General features: G+C 63.7%; 18 protein-coding genes. 10 read left to right on the top strand and 8 right to left on the bottom strand.

The features are described from left to right. The first annotated feature begins 104 nt into the window (after window positions 1-104). From GR328_RS14005 to GR328_RS13995, 3 genes are all read left to right on the top strand, one after another. Window positions 105-557 carry a DNA polymerase III subunit chi gene (locus GR328_RS14005; protein ID WP_160885284.1) on the top strand — a complete coding sequence of 151 codons (453 nt, stop codon included), beginning with the start codon at window positions 105-107 and terminating at the stop codon, window positions 555-557. Window positions 558-786: 229 nt separating this feature from the next. Continuing rightward, window positions 787-2,325: a S10 family peptidase gene (locus tag GR328_RS14000; RefSeq protein ID WP_160885150.1), complete on the top strand. Its 1,539-nt coding sequence runs from the start codon at window positions 787-789 to the stop codon at window positions 2,323-2,325. A gap of 3 nt (window positions 2,326-2,328) precedes the next feature. Continuing rightward, window positions 2,329-2,706, top strand: a complete 378-nt coding sequence (locus GR328_RS13995; RefSeq protein ID WP_160885149.1) for a hypothetical protein — start codon at window positions 2,329-2,331, stop codon at window positions 2,704-2,706. A gap of 74 nt (window positions 2,707-2,780) precedes the next feature. Here GR328_RS13995 and GR328_RS13990 read toward each other — a convergent pair whose 3' ends face one another. Continuing rightward, window positions 2,781-4,658: an ABC-F family ATP-binding cassette domain-containing protein gene (locus tag GR328_RS13990; RefSeq protein ID WP_160885148.1), complete on the bottom strand. Its 1,878-nt coding sequence runs from the start codon at window positions 4,656-4,658 to the stop codon at window positions 2,781-2,783. Between the two features lie 218 nt (window positions 4,659-4,876). On the opposite strand from GR328_RS13990, the gene GR328_RS13985 reads away from it, so the two are divergent. Continuing rightward, the gene (locus GR328_RS13985; RefSeq protein WP_160885147.1) at window positions 4,877-5,563 is read left to right on the top strand and encodes a Crp/Fnr family transcriptional regulator; all 687 of its coding nucleotides are present in this window, start codon (window positions 4,877-4,879) and stop codon (window positions 5,561-5,563) included. 386 nt (window positions 5,564-5,949) lie between these two features. Here GR328_RS13985 and GR328_RS13980 read toward each other — a convergent pair whose 3' ends face one another. Further along, the gene (locus GR328_RS13980; protein WP_160885146.1) at window positions 5,950-6,627 is read right to left on the bottom strand and encodes a TetR/AcrR family transcriptional regulator; all 678 of its coding nucleotides are present in this window, start codon (window positions 6,625-6,627) and stop codon (window positions 5,950-5,952) included. A gap of 141 nt (window positions 6,628-6,768) precedes the next feature. Here GR328_RS13980 and GR328_RS13975 point away from each other — a divergent pair, with 141 nt between their 5' ends. Together GR328_RS13975 and GR328_RS13970 are read left to right on the top strand one after the other, a co-directional pair. Further along, on the top strand, window positions 6,769-7,980 hold the full coding sequence (locus GR328_RS13975) for an HlyD family secretion protein (protein WP_160885145.1): 1,212 nt from the start codon (window positions 6,769-6,771) through the stop codon (window positions 7,978-7,980). Window positions 7,981-7,997: 17 nt separating this feature from the next. After that, window positions 7,998-9,593, top strand: a complete 1,596-nt coding sequence (locus GR328_RS13970) for a DHA2 family efflux MFS transporter permease subunit (RefSeq protein ID WP_160885144.1) — start codon at window positions 7,998-8,000, stop codon at window positions 9,591-9,593. A 19-nt stretch (window positions 9,594-9,612) separates the two neighbouring features. On the opposite strand, the gene GR328_RS13965 is transcribed toward GR328_RS13970, so the two are convergent. The 5 genes from GR328_RS13965 to GR328_RS13945 all read right to left on the bottom strand — a co-directional run bounded on the left by GR328_RS13965 (window position 9,613) and on the right by GR328_RS13945 (window position 14,140). After that, complete coding sequence (locus GR328_RS13965; RefSeq protein ID WP_205790001.1) at window positions 9,613-9,927, bottom strand: hypothetical protein; 315 nt, start codon at window positions 9,925-9,927, stop codon at window positions 9,613-9,615. 215 nt (window positions 9,928-10,142) lie between these two features. Further along, the gene (locus GR328_RS13960; protein ID WP_160885143.1) at window positions 10,143-10,637 is read right to left on the bottom strand and encodes a DUF2267 domain-containing protein; all 495 of its coding nucleotides are present in this window, start codon (window positions 10,635-10,637) and stop codon (window positions 10,143-10,145) included. 261 nt (window positions 10,638-10,898) lie between these two features. Then, window positions 10,899-11,993, bottom strand: a complete 1,095-nt coding sequence (locus tag GR328_RS13955; protein WP_160885142.1) for an HlyD family secretion protein — start codon at window positions 11,991-11,993, stop codon at window positions 10,899-10,901. Window positions 11,994-12,000: 7 nt separating this feature from the next. Then, the gene (locus GR328_RS13950; RefSeq protein WP_170304127.1) at window positions 12,001-13,569 is read right to left on the bottom strand and encodes an efflux MFS transporter permease; all 1,569 of its coding nucleotides are present in this window, start codon (window positions 13,567-13,569) and stop codon (window positions 12,001-12,003) included. A 154-nt stretch (window positions 13,570-13,723) separates the two neighbouring features. After that, complete coding sequence (locus tag GR328_RS13945; protein ID WP_246215871.1) at window positions 13,724-14,140, bottom strand: MarR family winged helix-turn-helix transcriptional regulator; 417 nt, start codon at window positions 14,138-14,140, stop codon at window positions 13,724-13,726. Between the two features lie 251 nt (window positions 14,141-14,391). Between GR328_RS13945 and GR328_RS13940 the strand changes: the two genes are divergently transcribed. The 3 genes from GR328_RS13940 to GR328_RS13930 are packed head-to-tail and all read left to right on the top strand — an operon-like array spanning window position 14,392 to window position 17,269. Next, window positions 14,392-15,561, top strand: coding sequence for an ABC transporter ATP-binding protein (locus GR328_RS13940; RefSeq protein ID WP_160885139.1), 1,170 nt, complete (start codon window positions 14,392-14,394; stop codon window positions 15,559-15,561). Between the two features lie 2 nt (window positions 15,562-15,563). After that, entirely contained in the window at window positions 15,564-16,469 is a 906-nt protein-coding gene (locus GR328_RS13935; protein WP_160885138.1) for an ABC transporter permease subunit, read from the top strand. Next, window positions 16,466-17,269 carry an ABC transporter permease gene (locus GR328_RS13930; protein WP_160885137.1) on the top strand — a complete coding sequence of 268 codons (804 nt, stop codon included), beginning with the start codon at window positions 16,466-16,468 and terminating at the stop codon, window positions 17,267-17,269. The genes GR328_RS13935 and GR328_RS13930 overlap by 4 nt, the downstream gene beginning before the upstream one ends. Here GR328_RS13930 and GR328_RS13925 read toward each other — a convergent pair. After that, window positions 17,263-19,068, bottom strand: a complete 1,806-nt coding sequence (locus tag GR328_RS13925; RefSeq protein ID WP_160885136.1) for an AsmA family protein — start codon at window positions 19,066-19,068, stop codon at window positions 17,263-17,265. The two genes, GR328_RS13930 and GR328_RS13925, sit on opposite strands and share 7 nt — an antisense overlap. A 197-nt stretch (window positions 19,069-19,265) precedes the next feature. On the opposite strand from GR328_RS13925, the gene GR328_RS13920 reads away from it, so the two are divergent. After that, a partial coding sequence (locus GR328_RS13920) for a CoA-transferase (protein ID WP_281351965.1) occupies window positions 19,266-19,392 on the top strand: 127 nt, incomplete at its 3' end.

Raw genomic sequence — 19,392 nt, 5'->3', positions numbered from 1 at the left:
CCCGGGGCCGCATCAGCGGAACCCGGGATCGCTCAACGGGAATGGCGCTCGATCCTGACGACGATCCCGGATCGCCTGGCGGCGCCCGGGATGACGGGGGGATAATGGCCGAGGTCCTGTTCTATCATCTTCAGCAACAGCCGCTCGAATCGGTGTTGCCGACGCTCCTGCAAAAGACCCTTGAGCGCGGCTGGCGCGCTGTGATCCAGGTGGCCACGGAGGAACGCATGGCCGCACTCGACGATCATCTCTGGACCTTCTCCGACGACAGTTTTCTGCCGCACGGCACGGACCGTGAGGCCCATGCCGCGGACCAGCCGATCCTGATCACCTTGGGTGGCGACAATCCCAATGGCGCGGCCATCCGCTTCCTGGTCGAGGGAGCAGGCCTGCCGGAAGACATCGCCTCCTACCAACGCCTCGCGATTCTGTTCGACGGCAACGACGTGCAGGCGCTCGCCATCGCGCGCGACCAGTGGCGCGCGGTGAAGGAGGGGGGACACGATGCGACCTACTGGCAGCAGGACGATTCCGGCCGCTGGCAGCGCAAGGCCTGATAAGCATCGGTAGGGGGCAGATTCTTTTACCGTCCTTTCCGTCATGGCTTGGCCTGTCCCGGCCGTCCCGATCGAACGCGCCGCGCCTCAAGCCATCGGGATCCCCGGCCCGAGGCCGGTAATGTCGGGACAGGGGACAAACGCACCGGCACACGAATTCTTCATCGCCGGGAAGCTTGCATCTGAACTTTCGCCCTCCAGTTTTCCGAAGGCCACAAGGACAACCGCCATGCTTCGAGCCTTCCGTCTGCCCGTCACGCTCGCCCTGTGCCTGTCCCTCGCTACGCCTCTCGCCACGCTGGCGCAGGAACAGCAGGGCGGGCAGGAGGCGCGCAGGCCTCGGCCCGAGGCCGCGGCCCAGAGCTTGCCGCCGGAATCGGTGACGCGCCATACCCTCGACCTTCCCGGGCGGACGCTCCAGTTCACGGCCACGGCGGGACACCTGACGCTCACCGATCCACAGGGCGCGCCGCAGGCCGAGATCGGGTTCGTGGCCTACGTCAAGGACGGCTCCGACCCGGCGACGCGCCCGGTGACCTTCGCCGTGAATGGCGGACCAGGCGCATCCTCGGCTTACTTGCATCTCCTCGCAATCGGTCCCTGGCTGCTGCCCCTCGACGGCCCGGCGATCAGCCCGTCCGCTCCGCCGTCGCTAGCGCCCAACGCGGAAACCTGGCTCGACTTCACGGATCTCGTCTTCATCGATCCTCCAGGCACCGGCTACAGCCGTGTGGTCGGCGGGGATCAGGTGCGGGAGCGGTTCTATTCCGTGCAGGGCGATATCGACGGGCTGGCGGCTTTCGTCATGCGGTGGCTGAAGGAGAAGAACCGGCTCACTTCGCCGAAATTCTTCGTCGGCGAGAGCTATGGCGGATTCCGTGGTCCTCTTCTGGCGGAGAAGCTCCAGAGCGATCAGGGTATCGGTTTCAGCGGCTTGGTTCTCGTTTCTCCGGTCTTCGACTTCGACTGGCTCGCCCAGGGCGCGGGGGCTCCCTGGGTGAATGCCGCGCTCCTGCCGTCGCTGGCGGCAACAGCGCAATCGCGAAATGGGCCAGTTTCGAGGGAGAGCCTCCGAGATGCCGAGATTTATGCCTCCGGCGAGTATCTCGTCGATCTCATGCGCGGCCTGCAGGACAAGGACGCCATTGAACGCCTCAGTCGACGGGTGGCCGAGTTGAGCGGCCTCGACCCCGAGCTCACGCGGCGTCTGGCGGGGCGCATCGACATGCGCACCGCCCAGAGAGAGTTGCGGCGGGGCTCGGCGGAAGTCGTGAGTGCCTACGATACCAACGTTGCGGCGGCTGATCCCAATCCGACTTCGCAAGTCTCGCGTTTTGCGGATCCGGTGCTCGATGCGATGACGGCTCCCCTGACGAGCGCGATCATCCATCACTTGACCGATACGCTGAACTACAAGGCGGAAGGGCGATACAACCTGCTCAATGGCTCGATCAACGGCGCCTGGCGCTGGGGCAATGGCCGCAGCGGCCCCGAGAACCTGGAGGAGCTGCGTCGAGCCTTGGCGCTCGACGGCAGGATGCGCGTGCTCGTGACGCACGGCTTCACGGATCTGGTGACGCCATATTTCGCCTCCAAGATGCTCCTCGACCAGATTCCCGATCTCGGCCCCGAGAAGCGCGCGACTTTGAGTGTTTACGAAGGCGGTCACATGTTCTATTCGCGGCAGGCGTCGCGGCAGGCCTTTCGCACCGACGTGCAGCGGCTTTTCGAGGAAGCCCTGCAGGCCAGGGCCGCCAGTGGGGATTGATCGATGCGCCTGAAGGTTTTGTCGTGCGTGACTCTGGCCGCAATCGGATTGGCGGCCTGCACCGGCACAGGCTCCGCCCTGCCGCCTCTGGCTGCACCTGCGGCGCCGATGGCCGCCGCTCCCTCCGGCCCCACCTTCGACGGCCCCCTGCTCGGTCCTGATGGGCGCTGCACCGGTCCTTTCACTGGCACCGCCACCATCATCGAGCCCGGCATCAGTGAATGCGAACTCGTGCGTCTCAAGGGCAAGCCCGCCACGGACGTGCTCGTCGGCGAAAGTGGCAAGGGGCAGCGCGAGGTGCAGGTGCTCTATGCGGAGCCCGGAGGGCGCGAGCTCTACTTCTTCGTAGACAACCGGCTCGAGCGGATCGCGAAGCCGTAAGGGCACCACGCCGTCACCGGCCTCGTGCCGATGATTCCGATTCCATCAAGCGCGGCCACAATGCTCGGAAACCGTCAGGCGGAGGCCTCTTCGATCTCCCCGCTGACCGTGAGCCATTCTTCTTCCAGGGAGGCGAGCGTCTCCGCGGCTTCGGCTCGCATTCTCGACAGCTCGGTAGCCTTCGCGGCATCCTTCAGGAAGGCCGTGCCGTCGGCAAGCGCCGCATCCACCTTGCCGATGACCTCCGTGAGCTTCGCCATGCGCGCCTCGATGGTTTCCAGCTTCTTGCGCAGGGGCGCAAGGGCCGCGCGCTTCTCGGCGGCAGCGCGGCGTTCATCGGCTTTCGACGCGGTCGGCGCCTGCAGCTTGTCGCCTTGCTTCTGGGGGTCGAGCTCGCCCGCCAGCACGAGCTGGCGGTAATCGTCCATGTCGCCGTCGAAGGGCCTCACGGTGCCGTTGCCGACGATCCAGAGGCGTTCGGCGCAGGCCTCGATGAGAAAACGGTCGTGGCTCACCAGGATCACTGCGCCGGTATAGTCGTTGATGGCCTCCATCAACGCCGTGCGGCTGTCGATGTCGAGGTGGTTCGTCGGCTCGTCGAGGATGAGCAGGTGGGGGCCGTTGAAGGCGGCAAGGCCCATGAGCAGACGTGCCTTCTCGCCGCCGGAGAGGGCGGAAACGGGCGTATCCGCCTTCGCACCCGGAAAGCCGATCTGCGCCGTGCGGGCACGGATTCGGGCGACCGGCTGGTCCGGCATGCGCGCGGCCACGTGGTCGTAGGCAGTCGCCTCGGGCTTCAGCTCGTCGAGCTGGTGCTGCGCGAAATAGGCCACATCCATGCGGCTGACCGTGCGCATCTCGCCCTTCATGGGTTCGAGGCGACCGCCAATGAGCTTGCAGAAGGTGGACTTGCCGTTGCCGTTGGAGCCCAATAGTGCAATCCGGTCGTCCGGCGAGATCGTGAGATTGAGCCGGTCGAGCACGATCCGCTCGCCATAGCCGACCGCACCGCCCTCGACCGTGATCAGCGGGGGCGCTGCCGGACGTTCCGGCCCTGGCAGGTTGAAGGGCAGCACGTCGTCCTCGATGACTGTCGCGATGGGCTCGAGCTTGGCGAGACGCTTCACACGCGACTGCGCCTGACGCGCCTTCGAGGCCTTGGCCTTGAAGCGATCCACGAAAGCCTGGAGGTGCTTGCGCTCCGCCTCCTGCTTCGCCGCCATCTTGGCCGTTAGCTCGCGCTTTTCCGCATATTGCCTGGCAAACGACGTGTAGCCGCCGCGATAGATCGTGAGCTTGCCGCGATCGAGATGCAGGATGTGGTTGACGCAGGTGTCGAGCAGCTCCCGGTCGTGGCTGATCACGAGGACGGTGTGCGGGTAGCGCGCCAGATAATCGTAGAGCCAGAGCGTGCCTTCGAGGTCGAGATAGTTGGTCGGCTCATCGAGGAGCAGGAGGTCGGGTTCGGTGAACAGGACGGCGGCGAGCGCCACGCGCATTCGCCAGCCGCCGGAGAAGTCCGAGCAGGGCCTCTCTTGTGCTTCCGCATCGAAGCCGAGACCGTGCAGGATCGCTGCGGCGCGGGACGGTGCGGAATGCGCGCCGATGTCGGTGAGCCGCGTCTCGATCTCCGCGCGGCGGATGCCCTCCGCCGTCTGGGCCTCGGCGAGAAGGGCCGTGCGCTCCTTGTCGGCGGCCAGCACCACGTCGATCAGGCGCTCCGGACCGCCCGGTGCCTCCTGGGCCACCGCGCCGATGCGCATGCCGCGGGGCAGGGTGATGGCGCCGCTCTCGGTGGCGAGCTCCCCTTGGATAATTTTGAACAGGGTGGTCTTGCCCGCGCCGTTTCGCCCGACGAGGCCTACCTTGCTGCCCGTCGGCAGGTTGAAGGAGGCGTGGTCGAGGATCAGCCGGTCGCCGATGCGGTAGGTCAGGTCGTTGACGTGGAGCATGCCGCCCTTTTGACCTGTGACGACGGCGCTGGCAAGGTGGCCGCGCAGGCGGATGCGCTCTCTAACGGGATCGCGGCGAACATCAGCAAGAGTTCCACCAGGGCGGAGCTTGCGAATGACCGGATCATCAAAGCCTGCTAGATTGAATTTTGGCGAAACCTGGACAGTCCGGAAATGTGATATAGTTATAGCCAAGGTTCGCGGTCGGAGAGAATGACATGACGCGGCTTGCCAATGTTCAGTTGTTCAAGGGGCTGGATCTGGACCTTGCTCCCTTCGAGGCGCGGTCGAACTGGCGTCGCTTCGATCCGGAGGAGGTGCTCGTCGATTTCGACGAGCTCTCCACCGACGTCTATTTCCTGCTGTCGGGTGAGGTGCGCGTCCTCATGCGAACCGCCTCGGGCAAGGAGGTCATCCTCAACGAAATGAAGCCGGGGGAAGTATTCGGCGAGCTGGCGGCTCTCGACGGCATCAAGCGCTCCGCGAACGTGACGGCGCTGACGAGGGGCGAGGCCTGCGTGATGCCCGCGGCGGTGTTCAAGGAGCTGCTCTTCGCCAACTGGCCCGTGGCCGAGCGTCTCTTCTGCCTCATGGCGTCCCGCCTGCGCGAGCTGAACGCCAAGTTCATGGAACAGACGGTGCTCGACCTGAGGCACCGGCTCTATTCCGAGCTGTTGCGCTTGTCTGTGCCCCGCAGCGACAGGGCGGGCGAGCGGGTCATCACGCCTCCGCCTTTCCACCACATCGTGGCCGCCCGCATTGGTTGCCGCCGCGAGCAGATCACCCGGGAATTCTCGATGCTGACCCAGGAGGGCCTGATCGAGCGCACGCGCGGCGCCCTGATCCTGCGCCAGCCCGAGGTTCTCAAGGCCCGCGTCGCCGAGGCCATGAGGGCGGATCACTGACAGTATTCCCTTCGCGGACAACAAGGCTGCGATCGAGTATCTCCGTTTCTTGGCCACGGCTTCCATGATGCCTCAGTCGCATCCTTGAATGTGACGGGTCAGGATCTATCGATGCTGGTGGAAGACATTTACATCGGGGAAGAAAAACAAGACGATGCCGTCATCGCTTCAGGGGATTGTCGCAATTGTCGATAGATGACGTTCCATCGTCGCAGGTAGCGACCAACGGCGAATATGGAGCGCTGTTGATATTGCACTATCGGGCAACAAGGCTGAGTTCCAGATAGAGGGGTCGATTTCGAGCTAAGAAGCTCGATGTACAACAACGATCGGATTGCCTGTGAGCGAATCGAGATCGCGAACATCGAGGATCGCGTGCATCGAGCCTAGTCCTGGCTGTGAGGTCCGTAGGCCGCAAAGAACACGCGCACGGCGTTTCTTACATTCGCCCTGATCTCGTCCTGCGTCGGCGGCCCCCCGACGGCGAAAAGCTGGCGGCGCATCAGGCCGGAGACGCACAGATCCATAAAATGCTGGGCGGCCACGCCGGTATCCTCGATGGACAGACGCCCGGCCTCGACCTGCCGGTCGAAATAGGCGGCAAGGCGGGCCGCGCCCTGGCATGGCCCGGCTTCGTAGAAGGCTTGACCCAGAGCGGGAAACTTCTCCGCCGCGCCGATCACCATGCGGATCGATGAAATGTGCTCGGGCCTGCCCATGCGGCTCAGATAGCTGTGGCCGAGCTCGGTCAGCACGGAGCGCACATCCGGATCGTCGACATCCAGCTTGAAGAGAACCTCGGCCAAGCCCTGCTTTTCTTCCAGTGTCAGGGCCGAGAACAGGCGCTCCTTGCTGTCGAAATACACATAGAGTGTCCCTTTGGATACGCCTGCGGCCTTCGCGATCTCGCCCATGCTGGCGCCGTCGAATCCGCTCGCCAGGAAGACCCGGCGTGCCCCCTCGAGTATCTGGCGGCGCTTGGCATTCTCCGGCCCTTCCTCCGTTGAAGGGGAATGGTTGGGAACGGCTGCTTCGGTGGGAGCGATATCCTTCAGGTCGCTCATGTGCGGTTTGTCACCTCCGAGCTATTGACCGAACGGTTCGGTCAAATCATATGTCATTCACTTAGCCACTATAGTTCAATGCCGCAAGAACGAGTCTAATCTTTCGATCTGCGCGGTTCCGGTTGCCGAAAAGAGGGTTCGATGGCTTATCGGGATGAGTTCGAGCAGAGCGGCAAGGGCGCTTCCGAGAAGAGCGCTTCCGAGCCTCTCGCGGATCGGCAGCCCGCCTGGGCTCCGGCGACGGAGCGGGGAGCCCCCGCCCTGGATGCAGCAGCGCGCGGAAGAACGAAGTCGCGAAAGAAGCTTATTGCCGCGGCGGTCCTGCTGAGTGCTCTCGCATTCGGCGGTTACGAGGGCTTCCATTGGTGGACGCAGGGCCGGTTCATGGTCTCCACGGATGATGCCTATGTGCAGGCCGACATCACGATTCTCTCGGCCAAGATCTCTGGCTACGTGTCGTCCGTGGCAGTTGCGAACAACCAGAGCGTCAAGACCGGCGACCTGATCGCCAAGATCGACGACGGCGATTACCGCTTCGCCCTGCAATCCGCCAAGGACAAGCTCGCGACCCAGGAAAGCGCCATCGAGCGTATCGGACGGCAGATCGAGGCCGGCCGCGCTTCCGTAACCCAGTCCGAGGCGCAGATCGCGGCGGCTGAGGCTGAGTTCGAGCGGGCCCGAAGCGATTATGCGCGCCAGCAGCAACTCGCCCGCTCCGATTACACCAGCCGCGCCTCCCTGGAGAACGCGAAGGCTACCCGCGATAGAGCCGAGGCGAACGTCAAGAGCGCACAGGCGGCGCTTGCCGCGGCCAAGGCTAACGTCGAGGTTCTCGCTGCTCAGCAGAACGAGGCCCGGCGCGTCGCCGCCGAGTTGCAGACCGCCGTCGCAAAGGCGGAGCGCGATCTCTCCTTCGCGGAAATCCGCGCTCCTGTCGATGGTGTGATCGGCAACAAGGCCGTCGAGGTCGGCACCTTCGTGCAGCCGGGCACCCGTCTGGCCGCTCTGGTGCCGCTGACCAGCGTGCATGTGGACGCCAACTTCAAGGAAACGCAGATCGCCTCTCTCAAGGTTGGCCAGAAAGTGAAGATCGAGGTCGATGCCTTCCCCGATGCGGATATTGTCGGCACGGTGGAGAGCGTCTCGCCTGCCTCCGGCGCCGTGTTCAGTCTGCTGCCGCCGGAGAACGCAACCGGCAACTTCACCAAGATCGTGCAGCGCGTGCCCGTGCGTGTGGCCGTAAGCCCCGAGGTCGCCCAGCAGGGCCTGCTGCGTCCCGGCCTCTCGGTCGTCGTCGATGTGGATACCCGTACCTCGGCCGAGCCGCAGAAGACGGCCAGCGCCAAACATTAGGAACAGGGAAAGCCGACATGGCCGCTTCCGCCGCCATCACGAGCACGCACAAGGCCGCGCCGCAGGACACGAAGCCTGAACAGGTGAGCCCGCGCAGGACCTTTGCATTCTTTTGCATGGTCTTCGGCATGTTCATGGCGATTCTGGACATCCAGATCGTCTCGGCCTCCCTCGCCGAGATCCAGGCGGGCCTCTCGGCTTCATCAGACGAAATCTCCTGGGTGCAGACGAGTTACCTGATCGCGGAAGTGATCATGATCCCGCTGTCGGGCATCCTCTCGCGCGTACTCTCCACACGATGGATGTTCGTGATCTCGGCGGGAGGCTTCACGTTCATGAGCTTCCTGTGCGCGACCGCCACCAACATCGATCAGATGATCGTCTACCGCGCGTTGCAGGGCTTCATCGGCGGCGGCATGATTCCCACCGTGTTCGCATCCGCCTTCACCGTCTTCCCGCCCCAGAAGCGACCTGTGATCTCGCCCCTCATCGGTCTCGTGGCGACACTTGCCCCCACCATCGGTCCGACCCTCGGCGGCTATCTGACGGATCTTTTCTCGTGGCACTGGCTGTTCCTCGTGAACATCGTGCCCGGGATCTTCGTGACGGTCTCCACCTATCTCCTGGTCGATTTCGACGAGCCCGACTTCGAGCTCTTCAGGAGTTTCGACTGGGCCGGCCTCGGCTTCATGGCGGCGTTCCTCGGAAGCCTCGAATACGTCCTCGAGGAGGGGCCGAACCACGATTGGTTCCAGGACAAGGCAGTGCTGATCCTCGCCATCGTCTGCGTCATCGGAGCGGCGGGCTTCTTCTACCGGGCGTTCAACGCCAAACAGCCCATCGTGGATTTGCGGGCTTTCGCCGACCGCAACTTCCTGGCGGGCTCGTCCTTCAGCTTCGTCATGGGCATCGGCCTTTATGGCCTGACTTATCTCTACCCGATCTATCTCGCGCGCGTGCGGGATTATTCGGCCCTGCAGATCGGCGAGACCATGTTTGTGTCTGGCGCAACCATGTTCCTGATGGCCCCAGTCGCGGGCATCCTGTCGCGCAAGATGGATCCGCGCGTCATGATGGGCATCGGTTTTGCCGCCTTCGCCTACGGCACATGGATGATGAGCGGCCTCACCAAGGATTGGGATTTCTGGGAGCTGTTCGTTCCCCAGATCTTTCGTGGCGCGGGGCTCATGATCTGCATGGTGCCCATCAATAACATCGCGCTCGGCACCTTGCCGCCCGAACGCATCAAGAATGCGTCCGGTCTCTACAATCTCACCCGTAACCTCGGCGGTGCTGTCGGCTTGGCGCTCATCAATACGGCTCTCAACAGCCGCATGGATCTCCACCTCCAGCGGCTGCGCGAGAGCGTCAACTGGGGCCGCCCCTCGGCGATCGAGGCGCTGAATGCCATGGCCTTGAGGTTCCAGTCCCTCGGCACGGATGCGAACGTGGCGGCGATCAAGACCCTGTCCAACATGGTTCGCCGCGAGGCAACGGTCATGTCCTTCGCGGATGTGTTCCTGCTGCTGACGGTGCTGTTCCTCTCCCTGATCCTCGCCTTGCCCCTCATCGAGAAACCGCGCGTGGCTCCCGCAGGTGCCGGGGGGCATTAGCCAGGAAACCTCCCGAGCCTCAGCCCGGCTGTCCGGCTGGGCTTTTCTCGTGCTTGCCGCCCTTCAGCCTCAGATGTCGCAGAAGGTCGCAAACCTCCTCGCAGGAGCGGCAGATCCGGTTCAGCGCTATGGGCTGGCGCAGGGAGATGTGGATGTGGTCCGGTGCATAGAATCGGATGGTGCCTAAGCCGGGAAAGCGCCCAGTGCCGGAGCGCCGGTTGTTGCAGCGATTGGGCCAACGCCCGATCCATGGCTCGTAGGCATGCACCGCATCGAGCGGCCGGGCGCATTCTCTGTAGAAGCTTTCCTCGAGGGCGTGCTGCTCCGGCTTCATGGCCCGGAATTACGCTCGCCGCCGGATCCGTGTTCCATTCCTGAAGCCCGTCCCTGAAGTGAACATCATGGGCACGCGCTCCATGAGGGAATCCCCGTGGAGCGAGAGAGGATCGCCGCCGGCTGCGCCATACGGCCCCCTTTGCTCGTCGGACCGTTCGCCGGTTGTCCGGCCCAAGGTTTCACCTCACCGTCCTCGAACCGCACGAGACGAATTCAGGCCTCTCGGGTAAGGCGGGTCTCGTCGAACTCGACCTCGACCCGGGTTCTCTCTTGACGGGAAGCCCGCACGGGCCAGAGAGCCCGGATATCCTCCGGGAGCGCATGTCGTACCTTTTCCACCTGTCCTTCCGGAAGGTGCCGCGACAGAACGGTGAAGACGATGCGGGCCGCATCCTGGGGGGCGGTGGGCCGGGTCGAACGCAGGTCGTCTTCGATGCGCTTGAGAAATTCATCGAGCGAGCGATACCGCTCCGGTGCCGTCGCAGGGTGCCACCGGTCGTAGAGAAGCCCGCGCACGAGAAGCGGCAATTCAGCGCCGAGATGCGCGGTAAGCTCCAGCGGAACCCGATCGCGCAAAGCGCGCAGAACGGACCCCAGCACATGCCAGGCGACATGCCGGTCGCAACCGAGCGCCTCCATGATCTCCTTGAGCCAGGTGTTCGTGGTGTGAAGGGTTCTATCGAAGACTTCGAGACCGGTTGCGCTCATGGCGAACCTCCTTGGTCATCGGATCTCTCAGCATTCCCTCGGGCAGCAGGCATTGGTTCCCGCAAGGCTCAGGACCTGGTGCTGCCGCTGGCGATCAGGTCGTGCTTGTATCGATGACGGCAGGCATCCGGAAACTCCTTCTGCCGATGATGCGGAACGATACAGGCAGGCGGTTGTTCCAACGCGGCTGTTCGAAATGGCGGAATCAAGACTTGGCTTTGTCGTTCTGCCGGATTCCCGATGGACCATCTGGGGACGGGATCATCGCTCGGAAGCTTGAGCCTGTGGAGTCGTTCCGGTCGAGAGCGCATCGGAGCTCTCAGTGGAGGTATCGGCGCTCACGACAACCGACATACCGGGCGCGAGGCGCTCCGCGAGAGGCTGGCCCGGATCGATGGCGATGCGCACTGGAATGCGTTGAGCCACCTTCGTGAAATTGCCGGTGGCGTTGTCCGTGCGGATCACGCTGAACTCCGATCCGGCCGCCGGCGAGAAACGTTCGATATGGCCGGACAGCTGGGCATGATCGAGCGCATCGACGGTGAAGGTGACGGGCTGGCCGATTTTCATGCCCGGGATCTGCGTTTCCTTGAAATTGGCGACGATCCAGATCCGCTCCGCGACGACGGACATCAGCTGCGTGCCCGCCGAAACATATTGCCCGACGCGTGCGCCGATCTCGCCGAGCTGGCCATCCTCAGGAGCGAGGATCCTGGTGTTCTGCATATCGATTTCAGCAAGGCGAACGGCTGCCTGGGCGCCCTGTACCGCAGCCTCCAGAGACTGACGGTTCACGAGGGTCGCGGCGAGGTCCTGGCGGGAAACTTCGAGCGCGGCTTGCGCCCCGTGCAGAGAAGCCGTCGCTTGGTCGAGAGTGGCCCGGGCCTGATCGGCCTGGCTTTGCGTGGTGACGCCCCGCTCCAGAAGCGGCTCGATCCGCTTCCAGGTCGCCTCGGCCTGGGTGACGGCGGCCTGGGCGCTTTCGACCCGGGCTTGGCTCGAGGCGATCCCGGCTTCTGCGGAACGCTGCTTCTGTGCGGAATTGGCCAACGCGGCCTGCTGACTTGCGAGCGTCGCCTTCGCCTGTTCCAGTTTCTGCTCGTAGATCCGGCTGTCGATCGTCACCAGGACCTGGCCGGCTTTCACATGCTGAAAATCCTGAACCAAAACCTGATTCACATATCCGGCGAGCTGCGGGCTGATGATGGTCACCTGTCCGCGCACATAGGCGTTGTCCGTGCTCTGTACGGTGCTGGTGAAGGGAGGAAGCCGCCACGCATACAGCACCAGAAGAACACCGGCGAAACCGGCGATCGCAGCGAGGATGGTGGAGGCGGATCTGAAAATCTTTGGCATGACAATATCAGCCGGCGGCTGGTTGCTGTTCGGGGGGAAAACGCTTGACGATGGTGCGGGTCGCGAGATGAAGGACCATCACGGTGAGGGCCAGAGCGGCCAGAACGGCGATGGCAAGAAAGGCGTCGTTGTAGGCGAGAACGGTGGCTTCTCGGGTCACCTGCTGGCTCAGGAGAGCGACGCCCTCAGCGTTGAGTTGGCTCCTGTCGGTGATGACGTGGCTGTAGGACGCGGAAAGCTGAGAGATTCGCTGGGCGATGATCGGATTGCCCAGGTTCAGGTTCTCGGCGAGATGTTGGAAATGCAGCCGCGTGCGCCATGTGATGAAGGTGCCGACCAGGGCCGTTCCGACCACGCCGCCGAGGCTCTGCGTGGTCAGGAACACGACGATGAAATTGAGGATGAAGGTGGGACCGCGCTGGAGCGCCATCATCATGCCCGCCGCCATGGCTGGCGGGAGGAAGAGAGCGCCGGCAACCGCGATCAGCGCCTGGCTCGCATACATCTGCGCTGGCCTCGTCAGGCTCGTCGCGTCGCTGTCCATCAGCGCGCCGACGAGGAGGAGGGCGAAGGCGACCATCTGAATGGCGTTCTCCCGGCCGGGCTTGTACACGGCGAGATAGGCCAGCCCGCCTATGATCGACGAGCCGATGACCAGCAGCGACAGGGTGGTCATCTGGTCGTTCTGCAGGCCGAGGGCTTGGAAGAAGGCATAGGCTCCGCTGGTCTGCTCCGACATCAGAAGGCGGAAGATGAACAGCATGACGGCAAGATGCACGATCTCCTTGCTAGTGAGCCAGCGGATGTCGAGAAAGGGCGTCTCGCGATTGAGCTCGATGACGACCGCGCAGGTCAGTGACGCGAGGCCGATGGCCAGCATGGTGCCGAGCCATGGCGCCTCGAACCACCAATAGGCGCGACCCAGTGCGAAGAACATGGCGGTGAGGCCGAAGCCGACGGCGATGAAGAGATAACTCAAGATGTCGAGCCAATGGATCACCTTGGCACGGGGAGGCGGCGTAAGAGGCAGCAGGTAAACCGCCGAAAAGGCCATCATGGCGAGCGCTATCTCGAAGAGATACAGGCCGTGCCAATCCCCCAGCACCAGGAGATCGGGCGAGATGAGGCGGGCGAGGGGCGCGCCCAGGGCGATGGTCGTCAAGACGAGAGGCTGGCCGACAGCGAGCTTCTTTGCCGGGGGGAGCGGCTCGAGCATGTAAAGGAAGGCGAGCGTCGAGATCGGCGCAGCCGCGATGCCGCTGAAGAACCGCACGACGAGCGCCGATTGCATGTCCCGCACGAAAATGTGCAGCAGCATCACGAGCACGAACAGCAGAATGCTAAGTTCAGCAAAGTTGCGGAGCCCGAATTGCGCCCTGACCTTCACGAGGATCAAGGAAAGGCTGACATTCGGGGCCATGTAGGCGGCGATAAGCCACGTGACCTCGCTGGCGGTGGCGCCGAGAGGCCCCTGGAGCTGCGGCAGATTCGCCGCGGCGAGATTCATTCCCAGGCCCTGTGTGAGGGAGAGCAGGAGCGAGGCAAGCATATAGAGAGCCGCTCGGGATCGGGGCATGGGGGCAGGCGCCGCCGGAGGGGTGGGCGGCGCCTGCGGCTCCTGGTGGTCGGAAGGCTCCGAAGGGGTCTCGTTCCCGGAAACCTCGGCATCAGGAGAAGAAGGACCGGTCGGGCGATCGCCTCGGGCTGCAGTCATCGACAATGGACCACCATCAGCTCGCGGCTTCGATGTTCCGGGTCATGGCCTCGAGAACGCGGATGGCGACATTCAGGTCGTCCTCATCGACGTTGCTCAGGACGTCGTTGCGGAATTCCCTGACGAGTCTGTTGACGTGGGCCGCCTGCTCCCGGCCCGCCGGGGTCAACGCGACATGCTTGGCGCGCCGGTCGCCGTCGACAGGCAGGCGCTTGATTAGATCTTGCTTTTCCAGTCCGTCCAGGAGGGGAACCAGGGTCGGCCTCTCGATCTCCAGAGCATCGGCCAGCTCCGTCTGGGTCATGCAGTCCTTCTTGCCGAGAAGCATCAGGGTACGAGCCCTGGGCAGGGTAAGACCCTCGGCGCGGACCCGGGCGTCGAACAGGGTCCGCATCTTGCGGCTGACCTTCCACAGTTCTTCGGAAAATAGCATTTTTGCCGTCATGGCCGGACTTGAATAGCGGGCATATTGATAGGGTACTAACTATATGGGGCCTTTATAAGTCCTCTGCCGCGCGGTTTCAAGATCCCGCTCGTCAAATCGCGTGCCGGATCCTCTTCGTTGCCTCAAGGCTTGCACGCCCGCCGAGGTGGTGGAAATCCGGTGTTTAAATTGTTGTTCTTGTGCCCCGGACATCCTAGCTTGCGCGGATATTTCCAACCAAAGGTCGAAGTGCAACCATCTTGCCTCCTCCATCACGCCAATCCGCTTCCGTCGGCGCCGTCCGCCGCGCCTTCGCTCCCTGGGCCGATCCCGATGCCAAGCCGCTGATCCGCTTCGAGAACGTCACGAAGCGCTTCGGCGAGGCCGTCGCGGTGGATCACCTGACACTGGACATATTCGAAGGGGAATTCTTCTGTCTGCTCGGCCCTTCCGGCTGTGGCAAGACCACTCTGATGCGGATGCTCGCCGGATTCGAGTTCCCGACCGAGGGCATGATCACCCTGGCGGGCCAGAGCCTTGAGGGCGTTCCCCCCTATCGCCGTCCCGTGAACATGATGTTCCAATCCTATGCGCTCTTCCCGCATATGAGCGTGGAGAAGAACATCGCCTTCGGCCTGAGGCAGGACGGCTTGCCCAAATCCGAGATTTCCGACCGCGTGGGCGAGATGCTGCGCCTCGTGCAGCTGGAAAAGCTCGCCAAGCGCTACCCCAGCCAGCTCTCCGGCGGTCAGCGGCAGCGCGTGGCGCTGGCCCGCGCGCTCGCGAAGCGGCCGAAAGTGCTCCTGCTCGACGAGCCGCTCGGCGCTCTCGACAAGAAGCTGCGCGAGGAGACGCAGTTCGAGCTGATGGACATTCAGCACGAGCTCGGTATGACTTTCGTGGTGGTCACCCACGACCAGGAGGAGGCGATGACCATGGCCGACCGCATTGCGGTCATGGACCATGGCCGCATCGTCCAGGTGGCGACCCCCGGCGAGATCTACGAGCAGCCCAAGACGCGCTTCATCGCGGAATTCGTCGGCGACGTGAATATTCTGGAGGGTCACGTGCAGGGCCAGGAGAGCGGGCTCTGGCACGTGAAGTCGCCCTCGGCGGAGATGCCGCTCACCATCGATGATCCCGACGAGGTTCTGCATTCGGGGCAGGCCGTCGCCATAGCCGTGCGGCCCGAGAAGATGGTTGTTCAGCGCGAGAAGCCGGGTCCGGAGGCCGTCAACGTGCTCACCGGCGAGGTGTGGGACATCGGCTATCTCGGCGACTGGACCGTCTACCGGATCAGGCTCGCGACCGGCGAGATCCTCCGCGTATCCTGCGCGAACATATCGAGGTTCGTGGAGAGCCCCATCGATTGGGACGAGCAGGTCTATGTCACCTTCGCACCGGGTGCGGCAGTCATTCTGGCGGAATAGCCATGATAGAGCGTTCGTTCACGAAGAGACTCACCTCGGGGCTGGTGCCCGCTGTGCCATACCTCTGGCTCGGCCTGTTCTTCCTCGTCCCGTTCCTGATCGTGCTCAAGATCAGCCTGTCGGATCCGGCGATCGCGCAGCCGCCCTACAAGCCCGTCTTCGCTTGGAGCGACATCACGGGCTTCCTCAGCGCGCTCGACCTCGAGAATTTCGAGCTGCTCACGCAGGACGACCTGTACTTCCGGGCGACGCTCTCCTCAGTGCGCATCGCTGCAATCTCGACGATCCTACTGCTGTTCGTAGGCTTTCCCATCGCCTATGGGATGGCGCGCGCGCCGGAACGGCACCGCTCGCTCCTGGTGGCCCTCGTGATCCTGCCGTTCTGGACGAGCTTTCTCATTCGCATCTATGCGTGGATCGCGATTCTCAAGCCGGAAGGGTTGCTCACGCAGGCTCTCATGGGAATCGGCCTCATCTCGGATCCCATCGAGATCCTCAATACGGAATGGGCGGTCTATATCGGCATCGTCTATGCCTACCTGCCCTTCATGGTGCTGCCGCTCTACGCGACACTGGAGAAGATGGATGATACGCTGCTCGAAGCGGCTCTCGATCTCGGTTCCACGCCATGGCGTTCCTTCTGGACGATCACGGTGCCGCTCGCGATGCCCGGCATCATCGCCGGCTCGCTCCTCTGCTTCATCCCCGCGGTGGGCGAGTTCGTGATCCCGGATCTGCTCGGCGGGTCCGAGACGCTCATGATCGGGCGCCAGCTCTGGAGCGAGTTCTTCTCGAATCGCGACTGGCCGCTCGCCTCCGCCGTCGCCATCCTGCTGCTCATTATCCTGGTCGTGCCCATCGTGATCTACCGCGACGTCGAGGCACGGCGCATGGAGATGCGGCCATGACCAGGCGCCTGAGCATCTTCAACGTCACGTCCCTGGTCATGGGCTTCGCCTTCCTCTACCTGCCGATCCTGCTGCTCGTCGTCTATTCCTTCAACGCCTCGCGGCTCGTCACGGTATGGGGAGGCTTCTCGACCCAATGGTACGGCGCGCTGTTCCGCAACCAGGCTCTCATGGAGGCGGCCTGGGTGACGCTGCGGATCGCGCTTCTGTCCGCGAGCATCGCGACGGTGCTCGGCACGCTCGCGGCTCTGGCGCTCACGCGCTACGGGCGCTTTCCCGGGCGGACGCTGTTCACCGGCATGGTCTATGCGCCCATGGTCATGCCGGAGGTCGTTACAGGCCTGTCGCTCCTGCTGTTCTTCGTGGCTGTCGATCTCGATCGCGGCTTCTGGACGATTACGCTCGCCCACACCACGCTCACCATGTGCTTCGTCACGGTGGTGGTACAGGCCCGCCTCATGACCTTCGATCGCTCCCTGGAGGAGGCCGCGATGGATCTCGGCGCGCCACCGCTGCGAACGTTCTTCTCCGTGACGCTGCCGCTGATCGCGCCGTCCATCGTGGCAGGATTCCTGCTGGCCTTCACCCTGTCGCTCGATGATCTCGTTGTTGCGAGCTTCAACACGGGTCCGGGCGCGACGACGCTGCCAATCAAGATCTACAGCCAGGTTCGCCTCGGTCTCTCACCGGAGATCAACGCCGCCTCGACCATTCTGATCGGGCTTGTGACGCTCGGCGTGATCTTGGCAACGCTGATCAGCAAGCGCTCGGTCCTGCGCTCGCGGCGCAACGCTCACTGAGCGGCTGCTTCCGACGTCGGCTCATCGGCAGGCATTCGGGCTGCGGGGAGGAGAGGCTTCGCAGCACCGGATCTCTCGATCAATGAGCGGGCGTCGGGCATCACGCTGATGTTGTCCCACTCGCCATCGATGTCGAAAGCGATGGCGGGAATCTTCCGTGAGCCCGCCGATGAAACTTCCGCCGTCAGGTTCAGCGTACGGTCCGCCATCAGCACCTCGCCCCTGAGCTGCGCAGTCAGGTCCTCGGAAGTGAGCCAGCCTTCCACCAGCTCGCCCACGCCGTTCCGGACGACGATCTGCGCCTGCGCTTCCTCGAAAGGCGTGCGACCCCCTTTCCAGTTGAGCGAGGCGAGGAGGGGATGCTTCTCCACGCGCTTCAGGGCATCGCCGAGGGCAATGCCGACGAGTTCGCCCTTGCGGATCGTGATCGTGCTGTGTCCTTGCGCCCGACGGACCACTTCGGCTGGGTTCATGCCCTGGCCTTCGAAGGAGAACTGTCCCTGGGCCTGGCCCGTGATCCAGCGCGGCTCGCCCATGCCGCTCAAGAAAGGTGCGATCTCGATGCCCGTGAAGGTGCCCTGACTTTTGAACGCCGTAGCTCCATCGACGGAGACGAGCGACAGGCGGCCCTTCAGGCTGCCGTCGTGAAAGCCGGCGCGTCCGATGGAGGCTTCGATCTCTCCAGGACGCACGAGAACGCTGGCGGCCATGTCCTCGACCCTTAGCTTCCCCAGCCGGGCCGAGGCCGCCGAGAGACGCAGGTCGAGATCGCTGCCCGTCACACGGGCGAGGTCGAGTGTCTCCTCGCTCCATGATCCGGAGGAGGTGCGGGCTTGAGCGAAAGGCGCGAAGAGACCGGTGAGATCCAGGTCTTCCGCTGCGAGAGTGCCTGTGATCACGGGTCGCTTCGCATCGAAGCGAACGGACATCGTGCCCTCCAGGTTGTCCTCGCCCAGCGTGATGGAAACGGAGGGCCAGGACAGGCGCCTGTGGTCCATCGAGAAATCGCCCTTGATGGAAAATGCCTGGATCAGTGGCCCGAAGGGCAGCTTCACGCCGCTCCAGCGGGTGAAGTCCCGTATGGACCGGGCCTCGATGGAAGTTTCGCCCGTCAGGCTGGGATTGGGGCCGAGCTGGACTTCGCCTTCCAGGTTCAGGCGGGCACCCGAGGAGGACAGGGCCAGCTTGAGCGGAGAAATGGTGCCGGAGACGAGCCGGTCTGGATGGATGGTCGCCTCCGTGAGAAAGACCCGCACTCCCCGCCAGGTGGCGTTGCCATAGGCTGTGAGAGGCTCGTCCTCGCCGACCCATCGGATCACCAGTTCCTCGACGTCCAGATCCGCATCCCTGAGGTCGGTCCAGCGGATGCTGGTCCGGTTGAGGATAAGGCGGCGGGCATGGAGGGTTCGGGAGCGGCTTTTGAACGCATCCGCCCAGTTCACCGCCCTGAGCGCCTCGGCAGAGGCCGTGATCCGGCTGTCGCTCAGGTCGAAATCCGAGAGTTCGATCCGCCCGAACAGGAGCGGGAGGATCCGGATCTCCCCGCGCAGGGTTCCTCCCCTGGCTTCGAGCGCCTGGTCCGGAAACCGGACCGTCACACCCTCGAACTTGACACGCGGGATCGGCAGAACCGCAAAGGTGCTGCGGCCATCGACGGTCAGATCCAGCCCGTAGCGCTCCTTCATGTGGTCGGAGAGGGCGGACGACAGGCCGTTCTCCCGGAAGGTCCAGGGGGCGGCCGCCGCTCCAACGAGAGCGAGGGCAATCAACGCGATAAGGAAGATGACGCGGCGGGACATAGCTTTTGAGTGTTTAGACCTTGTGCCCCGCCTCGCAAGGGATGGAGAACGAGCAGCCTGCTGGCGACGGAACCGAATAAGCAATTGATCTCATATATCCACAGGAAGGGATTGTCTAAATTGAGGCCAAGTTGCACCGTGGGGGCAATCTCGTTCCAAGACCCTGAAGGGCGGCGCAGATCAGGAGGAATCGTTTTATGAACAAGGTATACGGCGATGCGCGTTCTGCGCTGGCTGGTCTGGTGAAGGACGGGATGACGATCATGGCCGGGGGGTTCGGCCTGTGCGGCATCCCGGAGGCGCTGATCGAGGCGATTCGTGATT

Source organism: Microvirga makkahensis (assembly GCF_009830105.1).
GTDB lineage: Bacteria > Pseudomonadota > Alphaproteobacteria > Rhizobiales > Beijerinckiaceae > Microvirga > Microvirga makkahensis.
The sequence above is the reverse complement of the archived record's forward strand: the minus strand, read 5'-3'. Positions and strand labels throughout refer to the sequence as shown.